Source organism: Streptomyces sp. NPDC047028, assembly GCF_040644095.1.
Classification (GTDB): domain Bacteria; phylum Actinomycetota; class Actinomycetes; order Streptomycetales; family Streptomycetaceae; genus Streptomyces.
In genome coordinates, this window is sequence record NZ_JBEYVS010000017.1 from 139,057 (window position 1) to 155,232 (window position 16,176).

Genomic DNA, 16,176 nt, shown 5'->3' on the forward strand with positions numbered 1-16,176 from the left:
AGGCATTGGACGAGCCTGGGCCAGTTGCTCCGCTCGACGGAGTTGACCTGGCGATGCCGTTGCGGTCCGTACGAGCTCAGGCCGACCGAGCGGTGCCCGGCATCGGCAACATGGCTCAATACCTCACCACGCAAGTGTCGGACACTTCACACGTGAGGTAGTGGGCCCGACTTCTCGACGGCCGCCCCACGAAGCGATGACTGTGCCGCCCCGCACCACGAGACCGCTGGGGCCCCGACCCCGAACGTGAGGAGATGGCCTACAGCGCAACGAAGAGCCGCGGCCCCCTGACCACTGGAGATCCTCGGGCAGCCAGATCAGCATCACGATGGACGTGTACACGCACGTTGTGCGTGACACCCAGCGTGAGGTGATCAGCAACATGGACCGGCTTCTTAGCCGACGGCCGCTCGGGGGGCGACCGTGCCAGCCGGTTCTGATACGAGTCCCGCGCATTTGAGCTCGTGCACGCTGCTGTGTGTGGGTCCTCGACGCGGATGCAGGCGCATGGGCACGGGCACGGACTGCTCGAAGTGGGACGCCGTTTCATTTCAACGGCCGCCGGCAACCCCAACACGGCGCCTCTTCTGTTGTGTCTGGGAGCTGTTTTGGCCCCGATTCATGCATCCTCCGTATGAGAACCGGGAACCTTGTGCTGCCATGACACGCCGTGTGACGCCCGACGCTGCTTTCAAACCTCATCACTTTCCGCCAACGTTACTGGGATCTGCGTAAAATTACTGTCTTTCGACGCTTGATATCGATGCCGCCCCCCGGATATCCTATAGGGAGGAGTGCCATACGTAGGCTTCACCTGGATAGGCCAAATGACTTTGCCATCTCTTATTTCTTCTTTGATTTTTTTCAGCTTTACTCCATCCGGGAAGCCGAGTCCACTTGGGGCCACGATCTTCGCCAGATCCATTATCATAACGTCGTCAATTCCCGGGTAATTATAGTGTTTTTGGCTACCGTAGTCGCGTCCCGCACTCACTGTCGCCGCCTCGACCACTTCATTGGTCGACCGAAGGCTCTCATTAAGGTAGTACCAATTCTTTTCCAACTTGTCCCAGATTGCAAATCTATTTCCATCCCTATCGACTCGCGCGACCCGCTCTTCTTCCGACCCGCCGTAAGTGCTTATATCCATGAGCACTAGGGTTCGCCCTTTCCACATGACAGTCTCCGCTGTCGATGGGTCCAGGGATTTGGTTTCCTTTACTTCCGTAACCTGTGGGACCGGATCCGGAGTCCTGCTGCTTCTCTTTTCCTCTTTCTTCACGGTCGATTCCGAGGCCGTTGTGGAGGCTAGATATGCGAGGACATCTGTTGAGGGTGGCTGGGCACCAACGAAGTCTTCGACAGGTCGTTCAATAGACGAGCTGGCTCGCTCAGTAGTAGGCGAGTCGGACCGACTGCGACCACTAGGATTGCTATTTCGCGATCGAGATCGGGATCGGCCGGCGTTCTGAAGCTTGCTGAAATATCTCGCTAGTCCTCGGGGCTGGGGTCGGCTGTCCTCGGGGGGTTTCTCACTGTTAGCCATAGTGTCGACCCTCACTCTTGTGAGAGGTGAGCCAAGATCGGGGCGTTGACGGAGCGGGGCTGGCGAGTAGTCCTGGCACCCGTGTGGGTGGCTGATCCCTTTGGAGTCCGTTACCCGGCCCGTGGCACCTCGTATCCACTATCGCTTCGGCTCCCCGCTGAGGCAACCCCGTGCCGGAGAACGCCGAGCCAAGCGCATCCGATACCGATTCCCAGGGCGACGACACGTTCCACTCCCTTTTGCCTGCTGGATTGACGTACGGCGTCTCGTCACTGACGGGAGTCAGCAAATGACACTTCGGGTTCCACCCTGATGACCGTCATCTTCGCCCTGTCCGACGTGCGGCGGGGGTGCCTATGTCACTGGGTGATCTGCCGCGATTCCACCAGTTGTCATAGGGCAGAGTCTGATGCACCATATGGAGCGAGGTGCAACGGAGCGTTGCAATTCGATCGTCTGAAATGGGGGGAGAAACACGATGATCGCATGCGACCCGCCGAGGTCCTCCGGCGACCTATCTCCATGGAAGGGGCGCAACAATGAGTCAACCGGCTCAGCAGGCCCCCGGCACAGCGGAGGGGCCGGAAAAGGTGACCGCCAAGGTTCGACAGACGGTGGCGCATTTCGTCGATCGTAGTCCGCCAACGGCTGAGATTATCCGGGCACTCGAGTCTCGCTTCTCCCCAGCCGCCTCGCCGACGCCCGAGGTGCGTGATGTGGCAGCGGACGTGCCTGTCACCCAAGGTGCCATGTCCGATATTCTCAGCGACTACGTAGGTCGAGTCATCCGTGATTTTCCCGAGAACCCCCACGCGGGGACATTGGACGCTGATGCAGCGTATGACCTTTTCATCGAGGTGCTGGAAGATCTAGCCGAAGAAGAAAAAGAGTGAGGACGCGGAGGCGGGGGAACTCTTGCGTAACTCTCGCGTGATTGGGTCATTGAGTCTACGACGGGAGCAGATCATGAGTGGTCCACCAGATCCGGGATACGACCTAAAGATAAAATTGCGCAAGGCTCTTGCGCTCTGCAAAGATGAACTGGGGGCAGACGCGACATATAGCGATATTCTCGCTTACGTCAAGGGGCATCAAGCTCGGTTCAAAGACATCTTCAAAGCAATGCCGAAGGATAAGGAAATCAAATCGTTCCGAGGGGATATAGCGAAAGAAGAAAAGATCCCGAGCAGTTTTACCTCTTCGCTCGACAGCGTGAAAGCGCGGTTGGGAAACCTAAAGAGCGGAGTCGCTGTCGATGCCATGTTTGTCTGGACCGGAGATTTCCCTGGCAAGGGAGGACTTTACGTCGTCGACAGGAGTAAAAAGGTTTACGCGGCTTTCCCAGGTTCGTGTGATCAGGTGCCGAAACCCGGGGGTCTCACCGACTCCAGCGACGTCCACCTACTCGACAAAAAGCCAGGGAAGATCGAGCTCACGACGGCGACCCTTAAATACGCGGACGTCGGAAAGTACCTGACGCCGCAGGAGCAAAAAGCTCAGGCCGATCGTCAAGCTGCAGAGCTGCTCGAGCAGCAGAGGTACCAGGCTTACCTACAGGGAAACGCTGTCTGGCGAAACCCGGTGGATGGAGCGCTGATGTACCGGAATGCGGCCGTCACGTTCTTGGGGCAAGCCGTCACGGTCACTGGCGCCGGCCAGGTCCGTGCCGGCGGCGATCTGCTCTACCGGGGCAGGCTAGAACAGGATAATCCACTCGTGATCGACGTCTACACCGAAGTGGTCGCTTCAGCCACTCTGGTACTGGCCCCGCAGCGAAGTGTCCACAAGCGTGACGGCGTCGGCTTCAGCAGGGCCCGCGCCGCCGCGGGCCGCGTGGACCCGGACTACTACGCCGACGTACTTGTGGAGCGGCTCCGGCAATCTCTTGCCCCCCGGGGCAACTTGGGACCGCGCTCACTGATCATCAATCTGACTCCGTACATCAGCGGGTTTCGGCATCTGACCGTGATCGCGCCTCCGGGCGGCGCCTTCAGCGACCAGATTCATACAGCTATGAGCGGAGCGCTCGCCGCGGGAACTTCGCCCGGGGCGGCCCTCGCGGCACTGTGCACAAACTGGCATGTCAGTGTTGAGCGGACCTGGGACTCAAACGACAATATCCAGGCCACTCCGGGATACGTGAATCCCTTGGTCAGAGGCCAGGGGCAAGCTTTCTACGATCAACTGGGGCGACCGAGCTGTGCCGCGATCATCGGAACACATGGCAATCTGCTGACGGCGGGGCAACTCGAAACCCGGATCGGTTACTGAGAGCGGGCGCAGTAGGCCTCGGCGCGGTGCCGCCCTGAGTGTCTGATCCCTTTCGCATCACCTCAGCCCAGCACTCTCCCCGGCTCCCATCCCGTCTGCCGTCGGCCCCCACACCGTGGAGCAGGCGCGGGGGAACGCCACCTGGGACACCGGCGAGCCGGGGTGAGACAAGGTGCATGCAGAAGGGGGGCGCATCAGATGATGAGGCACCCCTTCTGACCTGCACTGTCTACGACCTGGGCGGAGGCGGTGGGATTTGAACCCACGGTGACATCGCTGCCACGACGGTTTTCAAGACCGGTACGGTACGAGCAACAAAACCTGACCTGACCTGCGTAGACGCGACAAACACTCCGCGTCCCACCCCTGCTGGCCCACATATGGCCCACGAGGCATCCCCCTCCCCTGCCGACCGTCGCGGGAGTACACGCCTTAGCAGCCCACTCACGAGTACCAAACGTGGGTCGTTCCCGCGTACGACCGCTAGCCCCTTCGTCCAGTTTTGTCCGTACCCCAACGGGGTACGGATGAGAAGTGGTCGTGGTACGTTCGGCGCGTGCGGGTCGATGAGCTGATCTGGGACGACCGGAACGAGGAGCACATCGCCAAGCACGGTGTGTCCCCCGACGAGGTTGAGGAGGCATGCCAAACCAAACCCCTTCGTGTGCGTCTCGTTCGGGACGACACTTACGCGCTGCTGGGTGTTACTGACGGTGGGCGCCATCTAGCTGTATTTCTCGCCCCGCGAGGAAATAACTCATTCTATGTCGTCACCGCTCGCGAGATGGATGTCCGTGAGCGCAAGAGTTTTGGGAGGAGATGAAGATGCCCAACGAGGAGCAAAGTTCGGATCGCGACGAGCGTGAAATGGAAGCACTCGCAGACTACTTTCAATCCACCAGCCTTGTAGACATGGAATCCACAGAAGTCTCGGTCGAACCTGCCCGGTACCCTATGGTGTCTCGCTCTATCCGCATGGAGCAAGCCACTATGTCTTCCATTCGAAAAGTAGCAAAGCAACGCGGCATGCCCGTCACGCAACTCATGCGTCAGTGGATTCGGCAAGGTCTCGAACAGGCCAGGGCCGAAGAAGCTAGAAAAACTTCTATGCCTCCAACAGGAGTTTCCGAAACCAGCACTCGTAATGTAACGAGCCTTGAGCCGCGAGCGGGCTCAGATCTCTCCATCCATAATCGACCATACTCCGTTAGGCTGATTCGCCACAACGATGAGGTGGATAGCGAGTCTGTCGCAGGTAGGCGGATCGAGCGCAAGGTGCTGCAGGAGCGTAGGCGCAGCTTGCATCCCTCTAGGACCGACGGCCAGGGGACCGCAAAGAAAGAACGGAGCAATTAGCCAATGACGGACTCAGAGACTCAGGATCACGTACTGACTTCTCTCGTGAACATCATCAATGGTTCACAAGGAGAAGAAGACGGTCCCGCCCTCGTTCTCACCGTTGGCGGTCTAACCGTAAGCGGCAACCTTGTCCCAAATTGGCTTTGGTTCGCGGGCATGCGTCGCCAGATTGCCGAAGCGACTGGAAATAAGACCCTGGACTTGGATGAGGCATCCGGGATGGAGCTGTTCTTCAAATCCTGGGAAGACCTAATCGTCGACGCAAGAGCAGAGGAAGAGGCAGCACTTGCTGCCTCCGAAAACTTGGCGGCACGGTACCAAGACGCAATTCAGACTAAGGGCGCTACGGTGTTCATTCATCTTCGTGATGCCCGCATTTTCCAACCGGGTCAGACTGGGCTCCCTGGGAATGGGATGTACTGGAGAGGACGACTCAGTGAAATTACCGGTTGGTCTTTCGGAAAGCTCGGGGCTTGACCGTTCGCTTTACTTCCGACCCAATGCTACACAGAGGCCTCATCTCACCTTCGCTGCGGCGTCATCTGCTCCGAAGTTGCGACACACCGGAATCCGGTGTCGTCGTCATGCATCGTGTCGTTGGCGTCGTTGGGAACGGCCGGCACTCCCCGGAACAGAGGGCTCGTGAAGGCGCTGCCACGAAGTTGGTACCGCCCTGGCGTGGTCGGCGTCGCAAGCCATTCCCACACGTTGCCCACCATGTCGTAGACCCCGTAGGGCGAAACGCCACTGTGGTACCGAGAGACGGACGTCGTGCGCTCAACGCCGGTCTCCCGGACATTGCACTTGGCGGCTGTCTTCTGATCCCCCCAGGGGAACGTACGCCCCGAAGTGCCGCGCGCCGCCTTCTCCCACTGTTCGGCCGTCGGTAGAGACTTCCCGGCCCATGTGGCGTACGCCTGCGCGTCTCGCCACGTCACGTGCACGACGGGGTGGTCATACAGGTCTCGGGGGCAACGACCGTTCCCCCAGTGCTCGGGCATCGGGTGCCGGGTCGCCGCGCAGAACCGCGCATAGTCGGCGTTGGTCGTCGGGAAGGTGTCGACGTGGAACTCGTCCACCCACACGGGTTCGTCATCCTCCCCCGCCAGGAAGATGCCTTCCGGAACGTAGGCCATGAGCTTGCCGTCGCCGGGGTGCTTGACGTAGTCGCCGCTGCTGGTCTGGCTCTCGTCGGGTTCGATGATCGCTCGGGTGGGGACGTCGTCCGCAGCGAGGATGCCGACGAAGCGGCCCTGAGCATCCTGTTCTGCCTTGGCAAGCAGCGTGTCTAACGCCGCCTGGTTCACCATGCGGAGCGAGGCTTGTTCGCCGTCCGCTTCCCACCGGGAGACGATGCGATCGGATACGCCCAACTTCTCGGCGAACTCCATGAGGCTCATGCGTACGGCCTCACGTAGCGCCTTGACTTCGCGTCCGGTCCATTTCGTAACGAGTGGCATGGGCTACCTCGGTCGTGGGTCGCCGCCCCGTGGGGACGGCGACCGGGTGTCTACAGACGCTCGCCGGGAATGCCGGCGTAGGCATCACGCAGCGCTGCGAGTACGGGGTGGTCCTGCGGGAACCGCACGTCATCGAGCGCGCTGACGGTACGGACGCCGATGGTCACGTTGGTGGCGAATGCCGCGGCCATGCTGGAGACATCAGCGAGCTGCACAGGAGCGGTGACCTGCTTTGGTGAATCGAGGCCCTGGAGCAGGAGCATCGTCGTACCGGGGAGCACCGGAGCCTCAGGCCAGATGACCGTGCCCTCCTGGTCGACAAAGCCGAGATTCCACGTGCCGCCCTCGGAGACTCGCCCGTCCGGCTCGACGAACACGGCATCGTCGAATCCGGCGAGCTGAGCGTCACGGCGGAGCTTGAGTTGTGGGTGAAGACCGATGTGCTTCACCTCCGCGTTGTCGCGCGTGAAGGTGAACGTCTTGGCTGCCAGGGGCGGGGGCGGCATTGCGCCGGCAGGCCGCAGATTCACCAAGATGTGGGGGTCCTTGGCGTCACTCGGGCGCCCCATGTCGAGCGCAGGGTCGAAGACAGTGACGCGGAGGCCGGCGACCCCGGTGACGCCCTCGGCTGCTTTGCGGATGTACTCCAGCGTCTTCTGCCGGTCCAACTCGACACCGAAGACGATCCGGCAGTCGCGCACCAAGCGGTCCAGGTGGAGCGAAAGCCCCCGGATCGTGCCGTCCTCCATCCGCATGGACGTGAAGTGTCCGTAGTTCGTGAGGGCGAGATTCTGTAGGTCGTCTAGGGTGACGGGCTTTCCGTTGAGTTCGGCCATGCCGTCAGTCTTGCAGCCTCTGACGGCCCGCCAACACCCTGGTAAGCGGCCAAAGTTCGGATTAGTTCGGTGCGGAGGCGGCGGGAGTACGTACTCACGATGCCCTCACCGGGACACGCTTAATGCATGACGAGGACACCGCGACAGACGCTAGGCGCCGGGCTCACCCTCAGTGGGGCCCACGGCCGCCTCAAGCTGCTTGACGCGCTCGACAAGGCCGACGAGTTCGGTCGAGACGCGCGCGACTTCGGCTTGCAGGTCGGTGAGCCGCTGCGCTGCCTCACGGGGCCCTTGTTCACCGGGGGCGGTATCCCGGACGTACGTACCGCTCCCGGAGACGCCTTCAACCAGCCCCTCTTCTCGGAGCTGCGCGTAGGCGTTCTGCACGGTCATCAGGGACACGCCGAGCTTCTTGGCGTAGGCACGGCCACCGGGGAGCCGGTCGCCAGGGCCGAACGTCCCCGCAGCGATCTCGTCTCTGATCCTGGCGGCGATCTCGCGCGCGTTGGGCTTCCTCTTCGGCTGTGAGTCCACCCGGAAAGCGTACTTGACCTAGGTCGCTCGGAACCCGAGCGCGAGACCGCTTGACGTCCACAAGCGACCTAGGTAGCTTTCTCATCAAGGGCAAGCGACCTAGGTCGATTGCTCCGAAGTGGCTTTGACCTGCTCGAACAGCGCCCGGATGCATGGCCCGGAGCAAGCGCTACGACGAACTGAACAGAGTGCCGACCCAGCCGCATGAACACGTGCGGTCGATGGGTGCGGGTCACCACCCCGACCGCCCATGTCGGGCCGGGCGACCTGCCCGGATCTCCGCCGAAAGGCCGGGGACCGGCTTTGCCTGATCTCTCATCCGCAGCACTTTCGCGGCCTACGGCCGCAAACAAGCACGTCAACCCCTTCGCGGCTTCGTGCTGCGGCCGGTTGCCTCCGCTGCTCGTCTCGTACGAGCAGCGCCGAGGGGAGCCGGACATTCCGACCCAACGGCGTGCGCCCCCGGTGCGGGAACACCGGGGGCGCTGTTCGGGCCGTTCCTATCCGAGAGGAACACGACCCAATGGAGCACATCGTCACTGTTCAGGACGCTGTTACGGCGTTCGCCGACTTCGTGGAACCGACGGAGGCGGAGTTGGACGCGATCGAGCGTGAGATGCCGCTGATCCTGGCGGAGGTCGACCTGGTCGACGCGCAGATCGTGGTCTTGGACCGCACGCCGTCGGAGCTGGACACGCAGCGCATCCGTCGTGCCCGTCGGCGCCTGCTCGCCGCCCGCCGTATCCTCGCCAACCGTGCCGCCGGCGCGAGCCTGCCGGGGGGTGCGGCATGAACGACGTCGTGACCGTGCTCGCCGCATCGGGCCCGCTCGCTTCGGGCTGGGCCGCACACGGCGTGCTCCTGCGGCGCCGACTGTCGGCCGCGCGCCGTGACCCGCTCTCCGGTCTGCCGACGCGAGCGGCGTTCGAGCGGCGGGCGACGCGGGCCCTGGCCCGTGGCCCGCACGCCGTGCTCGTCCTCGATCTGGACGGCTTCAAGGCCCTGAACGACACCTTCGGGCACGCGGCCGGGGACGAAGCGATCCGGGCCACGGCCGCGAGCCTGACCGACGCGCTCAGCGGCCGGCGCGGGAGCGCGACCGCGCGGCTGGGCGGTGACGAGTTCGCCGCCGTCGTTCCGTTGCCCGACCCGGTGTCGCTGCCGTGGCTTCTGCGCGGTCTGCATGACGAAGTGACCGCCCCGTTCACCTACCGGGGCCGGACCCTCGCCGTCGGGGCGTCGGTGGGTGCCTGCCTCACCGCTGAACTTCCCTCTCCCTCCCTGTCGCTGGCGCTGCGTCGGGCCGATGAGGCCATGTACGCGGCCAAGCGGAGCGGGGGCGGATGGCGGGTGGCCGACGGCCCGGCGCTCGCGCACACCACGACGGCCGGTCGCCGTACCGGGCGTCGGGGCACGGGCGGCGCCGGAAGGGAGGCGGCGTGATGCCGACGACGTTCAGGGCTCAGATGTCCGTACGTGGTGGCCGCTGGCGGCTGTACGTCGTGCTGCTCGGCACGACGGAGCGTTGGCCGGAGTTCTCGTTCGGGCGCCGCTCGGTGCCGACGCTCGCGGAGCGTTCACGGGCGCTCAAGCGGCTCGGGTTCGAACCGGTTGAGGACGGCGAGTGGTCGTGGTCGGAAGACAGTGAAATCGTCGGCGACCCGACCACCGCCGTCATCTTGATTGCCACGACTCAGGTGCGTTCACGGGCGGGGGTGGACGCGTGAACGCCGTTCATATCCGTTCAGCCGAGCGCGCCCTGTCGGCCGGCACGTGGCTGATCGTGTCGGGCGCGATGCTGTATTCGATCCTCACCGTGACCCCGCTCGCCGCGGCTCACACCCCGGCGAAGTGGGCGTGGACCGCGCCGATCCTGCCGTTGGTCGTTGACGCTGCGGTGGTCATCGTCGTCCGCCTGGACGCGGTCCTGGCCCGGCTGGGCGGGCACGGTGGGCGGTGGCCCGTCGCGCTGCGGTGGATGACCGGCTGCATGACGCTGGCACTGAACGTCGCCGACTCCGCGCTGAAGAATGACCTGGTCGGCGTGGCCGTGCACGCGGTCGCACCGCTCCTGCTCATCGTCACCGCAGAGACCGGACTCACCTACCGACGCGCCATCACCGCCGCCGTCACCCGCCTGGAAGCCGAACAGCGAGCCGAGCGGGAAGCTCGCGAGAAGGCCGCCACCGAGCGACGTGAGGCGGCGGAGCGACGCGCCCGTGAGGAACGCGAGCACGCCGCCACGCTGGCCCGTGAACAGCGTGAGCACGAGGCGCGTCTCGCCCGTGAGCAGACCGAACGTGAGGAAGCCGCCCGCCGCGCGGAACGAGCCGAGCGTGAGGTGCGGGAGCGGGCGGAGCGGGAGGCCCGTGAACGCCGTGAACGCGAGCGTGAACAGCAGCAGCGCGAGCGTGAACGCATCGAGCGGGAGGCCGCTCAGCGCCGTGAGCGTGAGCGGCTGGAGCGCGAGGCTGAGGCACGCCGGCAGCAGCAGGAGCGGGCCGAGCGTGAACGCCGTGAACGCGCCGAGCGTGAGGAGCGGGCGGCGCGTGAACGCGCAGAGCTGCTGGCCGGCGGACCGGTGAGCGAGAAGCTTCCCGAGGACAAGGCCCGGGTCGTCGTGCACGCCGCGTTCGGCGAGGGCCTGCCGGTGCGGGCGGCTGCGGACCTGTGCGGCTGGTCGGTCGGATGGGTCTCCGCCCGCTACCAGGAACACCGAGACGGCGAACTCATCCTTGAGGGCATGTCGTCGTGAGCGCACTGCCCGTCTACCGGTGGCGGCTCGCCCCGGACGGTCTGGCGACCCGCCGTCAGCTCCGAGCACAGGGCCTGCGGCCGGGTGGCCAGGACGTGGCGGCGCAGCTCGAACGCCCGCGCCGCCGACGGCCGCCGTTGGTCGCCTACCTGTACCGCGTCGACCTCGCAGCGCCGGTCCGGCCCATGACGCCGGCCCGGTGGGGGGCCCTGGCCAAGGCCAACCGCGCCCGCCGCCTCTGCCCCGAGTGCGGGCGGGACGCCGGATACGTCATCCCCGCATCGCTCGGCACGTGCGTGCGGTGCTCCTACCCCGAAGGAATCCCGGATGGAATCGCTGCCTGACGTGCCCCGGGTCGTGCAGCTCCCCGACGGCACCTACACCTACACCAACCACCTCCCCACCCCGCAGCAGCAGTTCAGCGGCCCGCAGGTCATCCACCAGCACGTGCATCAGGCGCCGCCGGACCGCACGGTTCAGCGCGTCGCCCTGGGCGCCGGGATGGGCGCCGGCACGGTCGCGGCCGGCGTCTACTTCGGCCCGCTGCTGGTCGGCGTGCTCACCGCCATGGCCGCCAACCTCGCCCTACTCGCGCTGATCGCGGCCGTGTGCGCGTGGGGAGTCGTCACCGTCGTCCGCTCGGTGGGCGGCGAGGACGGCAAGCGCGCCGCCAACACCCTGCGCCGTTCCCGCGGCCGTCGCTGACAGCTGCCCGTGACCCCCGGAACGTGGCTTCGGGGGTTGTGGGGAGCCGGACAGTCCGGCCCGGAACGGGAGTGACCGAGATGAGCAAGCAGCCTCGCCTGACCGCTGGTGAGAAGACGCAGATCGCTTGGTACGTCGCCCGCATGTACAAGCGCGGCCTGGCCGACGACCGCCAGTACGGCGGCCGGGTCGACCAGCGCGACCTTCAGCGCAAGGTCGACCGCGTTCTGGAGCAGGCCCGTAAGCGCGAAGAGCGCGCCGGCAAGCGCAAGTAGCAACGCCCCGGGGGCGGCCGTCCCGGCCAAGGAAACAAGGCCGCCCCCGGGCCACCCACCACCCTCATTGAGCAGCAGGGAGCCTCCAGCATGGCTGACAGCCCCACGGGCCCGCACCTGCGGCCCGTCCCCAACCCCACCGACCCCGACGACGACGCGCCGGCCGTTCCGGTGGCGGTCGACAACCCGGCGTTGCCGGGCCCGAAGGTGCGCATCGAGAAGCGCAAGCCGGTCCTGGCCGGATGGCTGACCAACCGGCGCGACTTCACCGCCACCGCCCGGCACGCCGCCGCGAACGCCGGGTACTCCGCCCTCTTCCACGGCGTCCGCCTTCCCGTCTACGCCGGACGCCTCACCCTCATGGCCCCCCGGGGCACGTGCCGGTTCATCGCCGCAACCAACCGATGGGTGTGGGACCGCGAGGCCGCACCCCTCCGTGAGTTCGCCGTGCGGACCGAGGACGTTGAGGAGTACATGCGCCTCGCCCGGCTCCGGGCGGGCCGCATCCGCCTGCGCGGACTCGTCACGCTGGTCGCGGCGGTGTTCGGGGTCGGGTTCGCCCTGTACCTGTACGTCCTCGCCCCCGCCTTCCTGTACGCGTTCGCCGCCGGCGGCGTGCTCCTACTCGGCATGGGCGGACAGCAGCCGGACGCCCCCGTCGTCGGCCCCGCCGTCCTCAAGACCGAGGTGCAGAAGCTGACCGGCTCCATCGTCCTGCGCGGACTCGACAGCATCGGGAACGCGAAGGTCACCGCCGCGATCAAGAAGGGCGGCGACATGAACGGCCTCAGGTTCGTCTCGGAGATCGTGCGGGACGGGCCCGGCTACCGGGCGGACCTGGACCTGCCGTATGGCGTGACGCCGGAGGACATCATGGAGGCCCGCAAGCCCCTCGCCTCCGGTCTGCGCCGCAAGACCGGCTGTGTGTGGCCCTCCCCCGACCCTGAGCAGCACGAGGGGCGGTTGGTGCTGTGGGTGGGGGACAAGCCGATGAACGAGACCACCAAACCCGCCTGGCCGCTCGCCAAGACCGGCACCGTCGACCTGTTCCGCCCCGTCGTGTTCGGCAACGACCAGCGCATGCGGGACGTGGCCGTGACCCTCATGTTCGCGTCCGTGGTGGTCGGGTCGATTCCGCGCATGGGCAAGACGTTCCTGATGCGACTGTTTCTCCTGATCGCGGCCCTGGACCCGCGGGCGGAGGTGCACGCGTTCGACTTCAAGGGCACCGGCGACTTCGGCGCGCTGGAGCCGGTCTGCCACCGCTACCGCGCCGGCGAGGAAGACGACGACATCGAGTACGTCGTGGAAACGCTGCGGGAGCTGAAGGAGGAGCTGCGGCGCCGGGCGAAGGTCATCAAGTCCCTGCCGCGCTCGCGGTGCCCGGAGTCGAAGGTCACCCCCGAACTCGCCGCCGACAAGGCTCTCGGGCTGCACCCGATCGTGGTCGGGTTCGATGAGTGCCAGGTGCCGTTCGAGCACGAGGAACACGGCAAGGAGATCGAGGCTATCTGCACCGACCTGGTCAAGCGCGGCCCCGCACTCGGGATCGTGGCCATGTTCGGCACCCAGCGGCCCGACGCCAAGTCCCTGCCCACCGGGATCTCTGCGAATGCGGTGCTCCGCTTCTGCCTGAAGGTCATGGGGCAGCCCGCGAACGACATGGTGCTCGGTACGTCGATGTACAAGTCGGGGTATCGGGCCACGATGTTCTCGCGCTCGGACCGGGGCATCTGCTGGATGGCGGGTGAGGGGGACGACCCGCGGATCGTCGCGAGCGCGTTCGTGGACGCGGTCGCCGCCGAGCGCATCGTCGCCCGCGCCCGCCAAGCCCGCGAGGCCTACGGCAACGTCACCGGGCACGCCATCGGCAAGGGCCCCGAGAACACCGGCAGCGGCTCCGACATCCTCGCCGACGTCCTCGACGTCATCGCCGACGGCGAGAAAGCCGTGTGGTGCGAGCGGATCGCTACCCGGCTCGCCGCCGCCCACCCGGAGACCTACGCCGGGTGGCAGGGCGAGAACGTCACGGCCGCGCTCAAGCCGTGGGGCATCAAGCCGGGCCAGGTGTGGGGGCAGACCGACGACGGCGAGGGCGCCAACCGGCGCGGCATCAAGCGCGCCGACATCACCGCCGCGATTACACGCCGTAACGCCGACCGGGCCGCCGCCTGACCCCAGCAACGTTGCTAGACCTAGCACGCCCGGCCGCTAGGTCTAGCACGCCCACTAGCGCCCTAAGGGGCCGTTGATCAGCGAACTAGCGTCTAGCGGCCCACCTGCGAAAACCCCCGAAAACCCGCCCGTGAAGGGATGTGAGCCCCCGTGGCTCTGGCTAGCCTCGCCGTCCTGCTCATCCTCGCCGGTTACGCAGCGTTGTGTGCTGTGCGGCCGTTCGCCCGGTGCCGGAAGTGCTCCGGGATCGGCGTCCGCATCGGCCGGCGCACCGTCAAGGCCTGCCGCCGCTGCCGAGGACAGCGCTACCGGCTCCGGGCCGGGCGCCGCCTGCTCAACACCGGACGCGACATCCACCGCGCCGGTACCCGACGCCCCGACCGCTACGACACCGACAGGAGCTACACGCCATGGTCGTGACCGTCTCCCTCGTGTTCATCTTCGGACTCGTCCTGTTCTTCCTGCTCCGCTCCAACAGCCTCAGCGCCGGTTCCGCGTTCACGGCGGCCATGTTCGGGTTCTTCCTCGCCTCCACCGGCGCCGCCGGACCGATCAACAACATGGCCGCCGCCGTCGTCAGCTCCATCCACGGCCTGTGAACCGGCCCGGCACCTTCGAGATCCGCGTCATCTGCGTCCCGGAGCAAGTCGACCGTGTCACGGCCGCGCTCGCCGACGCGTTCACCACGGGCCCGTTGCGGGCCTACCCGACCCGCGACCGTACCCGCGTCCGGCTCTACCTCACCGCCATGGCCCCGGCGCCCGCACCGGCTCTGCCGCCTGCCGTGTCGGACCGCTAGATCGCACGAACAAGGGCGGCCCCCGCATCTCGCCAAAGAACCGGGGCCGCCCTCATCACCCAGCACCCTCAACAGGACTGGAGACACCCAGCATGACCGAACCGACCGACATCCGGCGAGCCCGGGGCGTGTCCCGGCACCTCAGCGTCGTGAACGCGTCATCAACCAAGAGCGCGACCGGAGCAGGTGGCCGCGCGATCCTCGGCGACATCGTGGAACTGTTCCGCGGACCTGGTGGCTGGGCCGAGGGCCTGCGAATGCTCGGCCTGTCCGACATCGGCCTGGAGTGGGACACAGCGGCGTGCAGGACCGCGCACGCCGCCGGCCACGCGACCATTCAGACCGACGTAGCCGTCTACCCGACCGGCCCGTTCAAGGACCGCATCACGGGTCTCATCGCGTCGCCGCCGTGCCAGGCCTGGTCCCGTGCCGGCAAGCGCGGCGGGTTGGCGGATCAGGCGCTTGTGCACCAGGCCGTTCACGACCTCGCCCACAGCCGCGACACCCGCGCCTGTCTCCTGGAACAGTGCCGGGACAAGCGGTCGCTGCTTGCGGCCGAGCCGATGCGCTGGCTCGCCGACCTGCGCCCGGAGTGGGTGTGCCTGGAGGAAGTCCCCGATGTCCTCCCACTGTGGCGGCATTACGCGCTGTACCTCCAGCAATGGGGCTACAGCACGTGGACCGGCGTCCTGAACGCGGCCGACTACGGCGTCCCGCAGACCCGCAAGCGCGCGATCCTCATCGCCTCGCGGGCACGTGCGGTGACCGCGCCGGCGCCGACGCACGCCAAGGCACCCGAACTCGACCTCTTCGGAGAGTGCCTGCACCCATGGGTGTCGATGGCCGACGCGCTCGGCTGGACCGACGGGCTGACCGTCAACACCCGCGGGGAGCGGAAGACACCGGGCGGCAACGAGTTCCCCGCCGACGGCCCGTCGTGGGCACTGACCGAGAAGACCCGGTCATGGGTGCTGCACACCAACCGCAACCAACTGCCCGACGGCAGCCGGCAGACCGCCGACCCCTACGCCGGACCGGCGCCCACCTTCACCGTCAAGGCAGGCGGCCAGTGGGTTCTGCGGCACAACAGCCAGAGGAACGCCACGGTACGCCCGACGACGGAGCCGGCCGGGACGCTGTTCTTCGGACACCGCTGCAACAACGTGTCCTGGGAGAACGAGGAAGCAGAAACCGTCCGCATCACCGTCGCGGAGGCCGCCGTCCTCCAGTCGTTCCGTCCCGACTACCCCTTCCAGGGCACGAAGACCAAGCAGTTCGAGCAGGTCGGCAACGCCGTCCCGCCGCTCCTCGCCGCGCACATCGTGTCCGTGCCCGCCGGCATCCCCGTCCGACCGACCTTGGAGGCGGCTGCCTAATGCTGTTGTCAAGCCACGAGACGCAGGGGTGCTCGGGCCTGGAAGGGCTGGCGGTCACGGAGCATGGCGTAGAGGACGTTGATCT

General features: G+C 66.1%; 21 protein-coding genes and 1 tRNA gene. 17 read left to right on the top strand and 5 right to left on the bottom strand.

What is annotated here, in order from left to right:
* Positions 1-691: 691 nt before the first annotated feature.
* On the bottom strand, positions 692-1,282 hold the full coding sequence (locus ABZ854_RS17555; protein ID WP_361211097.1) for a ParB N-terminal domain-containing protein: 591 nt from the start codon (positions 1,280-1,282) through the stop codon (positions 692-694).
* 854 nt (positions 1,283-2,136) lie between these two features.
* On the opposite strand from ABZ854_RS17555, the gene ABZ854_RS17560 reads away from it, so the two are divergent.
* Both ABZ854_RS17560 and ABZ854_RS17565 read left to right on the top strand, forming a co-directional pair.
* Positions 2,137-2,439: a hypothetical protein gene (locus ABZ854_RS17560; RefSeq protein WP_361211100.1), complete on the top strand. Its 303-nt coding sequence runs from the start codon at positions 2,137-2,139 to the stop codon at positions 2,437-2,439.
* Positions 2,440-2,512: 73 nt separating this feature from the next.
* Positions 2,513-3,817 (top strand): hypothetical protein, encoded by a 1,305-nt coding sequence (locus ABZ854_RS17565; RefSeq protein WP_361211103.1) that lies wholly within the window; start codon positions 2,513-2,515, stop codon positions 3,815-3,817.
* A gap of 241 nt (positions 3,818-4,058) precedes the next feature.
* Here ABZ854_RS17565 and ABZ854_RS17570 read toward each other — a convergent pair.
* Positions 4,059-4,178 (bottom strand) — tRNA-Ser (locus ABZ854_RS17570).
* Between the two features lie 195 nt (positions 4,179-4,373).
* On the opposite strand from ABZ854_RS17570, the gene ABZ854_RS17575 reads away from it, so the two are divergent.
* The 3 genes from ABZ854_RS17575 to ABZ854_RS17585 are packed head-to-tail and all read left to right on the top strand — an operon-like array spanning position 4,374 to position 5,653.
* A complete protein-coding gene (locus ABZ854_RS17575) occupies positions 4,374-4,640 on the top strand; it encodes a BrnT family toxin (protein WP_361211106.1) in 267 nt (88 codons plus the stop codon).
* Between the two features lie 2 nt (positions 4,641-4,642).
* Positions 4,643-5,173 (top strand): hypothetical protein, encoded by a 531-nt coding sequence (locus ABZ854_RS17580; RefSeq protein ID WP_361211108.1) that lies wholly within the window; start codon positions 4,643-4,645, stop codon positions 5,171-5,173.
* Positions 5,174-5,176: 3 nt separating this feature from the next.
* Complete coding sequence (locus ABZ854_RS17585) at positions 5,177-5,653, top strand: hypothetical protein (protein ID WP_361211110.1); 477 nt, start codon at positions 5,177-5,179, stop codon at positions 5,651-5,653.
* Between the two features lie 44 nt (positions 5,654-5,697).
* Here ABZ854_RS17585 and ABZ854_RS17590 read toward each other — a convergent pair whose 3' ends face one another.
* From ABZ854_RS17590 to ABZ854_RS17600, 3 genes are all read right to left on the bottom strand, one after another.
* Positions 5,698-6,636 (bottom strand): SUMF1/EgtB/PvdO family nonheme iron enzyme, encoded by a 939-nt coding sequence (locus tag ABZ854_RS17590; RefSeq protein WP_361211113.1) that lies wholly within the window; start codon positions 6,634-6,636, stop codon positions 5,698-5,700.
* A 50-nt stretch (positions 6,637-6,686) separates the two neighbouring features.
* Complete coding sequence (locus tag ABZ854_RS17595) at positions 6,687-7,472, bottom strand: aminotransferase class IV family protein (RefSeq protein WP_361211116.1); 786 nt, start codon at positions 7,470-7,472, stop codon at positions 6,687-6,689.
* Between the two features lie 150 nt (positions 7,473-7,622).
* Positions 7,623-8,006 carry a winged helix-turn-helix domain-containing protein gene (locus ABZ854_RS17600; protein ID WP_361211119.1) on the bottom strand — a complete coding sequence of 128 codons (384 nt, stop codon included), beginning with the start codon at positions 8,004-8,006 and terminating at the stop codon, positions 7,623-7,625.
* Between the two features lie 523 nt (positions 8,007-8,529).
* Between ABZ854_RS17600 and ABZ854_RS17605 the strand changes: the two genes are divergently transcribed.
* The 12 genes from ABZ854_RS17605 to ABZ854_RS17660 all read left to right on the top strand — a co-directional run bounded on the left by ABZ854_RS17605 (position 8,530) and on the right by ABZ854_RS17660 (position 16,091).
* The gene (locus ABZ854_RS17605) at positions 8,530-8,799 is read left to right on the top strand and encodes a DUF6284 family protein (protein ID WP_361211122.1); all 270 of its coding nucleotides are present in this window, start codon (positions 8,530-8,532) and stop codon (positions 8,797-8,799) included.
* On the top strand, positions 8,796-9,449 hold the full coding sequence (locus tag ABZ854_RS17610; protein ID WP_361211125.1) for a GGDEF domain-containing protein: 654 nt from the start codon (positions 8,796-8,798) through the stop codon (positions 9,447-9,449). The genes ABZ854_RS17605 and ABZ854_RS17610 overlap by 4 nt, the downstream gene beginning before the upstream one ends.
* Complete coding sequence (locus tag ABZ854_RS17615) at positions 9,449-9,733, top strand: DUF6303 family protein (protein ID WP_361211128.1); 285 nt, start codon at positions 9,449-9,451, stop codon at positions 9,731-9,733. The genes ABZ854_RS17610 and ABZ854_RS17615 overlap by 1 nt, the downstream gene beginning before the upstream one ends.
* A complete protein-coding gene (locus ABZ854_RS17620) occupies positions 9,730-10,761 on the top strand; it encodes a DUF2637 domain-containing protein (protein ID WP_361211131.1) in 1,032 nt (343 codons plus the stop codon). The genes ABZ854_RS17615 and ABZ854_RS17620 overlap by 4 nt, the downstream gene beginning before the upstream one ends.
* A complete protein-coding gene (locus tag ABZ854_RS17625; protein WP_361211134.1) occupies positions 10,758-11,105 on the top strand; it encodes an RRQRL motif-containing zinc-binding protein in 348 nt (115 codons plus the stop codon). The genes ABZ854_RS17620 and ABZ854_RS17625 overlap by 4 nt, the downstream gene beginning before the upstream one ends.
* On the top strand, positions 11,089-11,466 hold the full coding sequence (locus ABZ854_RS17630) for a DUF6251 family protein (RefSeq protein ID WP_361211137.1): 378 nt from the start codon (positions 11,089-11,091) through the stop codon (positions 11,464-11,466). The genes ABZ854_RS17625 and ABZ854_RS17630 overlap by 17 nt, the downstream gene beginning before the upstream one ends.
* Positions 11,467-11,546: 80 nt before the next feature.
* The gene (locus ABZ854_RS17635; RefSeq protein WP_129308112.1) at positions 11,547-11,741 is read left to right on the top strand and encodes a DUF6257 family protein; all 195 of its coding nucleotides are present in this window, start codon (positions 11,547-11,549) and stop codon (positions 11,739-11,741) included.
* Positions 11,742-11,831: 90 nt separating this feature from the next.
* Positions 11,832-13,916 carry a cell division protein FtsK gene (locus ABZ854_RS17640; protein WP_361211141.1) on the top strand — a complete coding sequence of 695 codons (2,085 nt, stop codon included), beginning with the start codon at positions 11,832-11,834 and terminating at the stop codon, positions 13,914-13,916.
* 150 nt (positions 13,917-14,066) lie between these two features.
* Positions 14,067-14,336: a hypothetical protein gene (locus ABZ854_RS17645; RefSeq protein WP_361211144.1), complete on the top strand. Its 270-nt coding sequence runs from the start codon at positions 14,067-14,069 to the stop codon at positions 14,334-14,336.
* Positions 14,327-14,515 carry a hypothetical protein gene (locus ABZ854_RS17650; RefSeq protein WP_361211147.1) on the top strand — a complete coding sequence of 63 codons (189 nt, stop codon included), beginning with the start codon at positions 14,327-14,329 and terminating at the stop codon, positions 14,513-14,515. Before ABZ854_RS17645 ends, ABZ854_RS17650 begins: the two co-directional genes overlap by 10 nt.
* Positions 14,512-14,715, top strand: coding sequence for a hypothetical protein (locus tag ABZ854_RS17655; protein ID WP_361211150.1), 204 nt, complete (start codon positions 14,512-14,514; stop codon positions 14,713-14,715). Before ABZ854_RS17650 ends, ABZ854_RS17655 begins: the two co-directional genes overlap by 4 nt.
* Positions 14,716-14,807: 92 nt before the next feature.
* Positions 14,808-16,091, top strand: coding sequence for a DNA cytosine methyltransferase (locus tag ABZ854_RS17660; protein ID WP_361211153.1), 1,284 nt, complete (start codon positions 14,808-14,810; stop codon positions 16,089-16,091).
* The last annotated feature ends 85 nt before the right edge of the window (positions 16,092-16,176 follow it).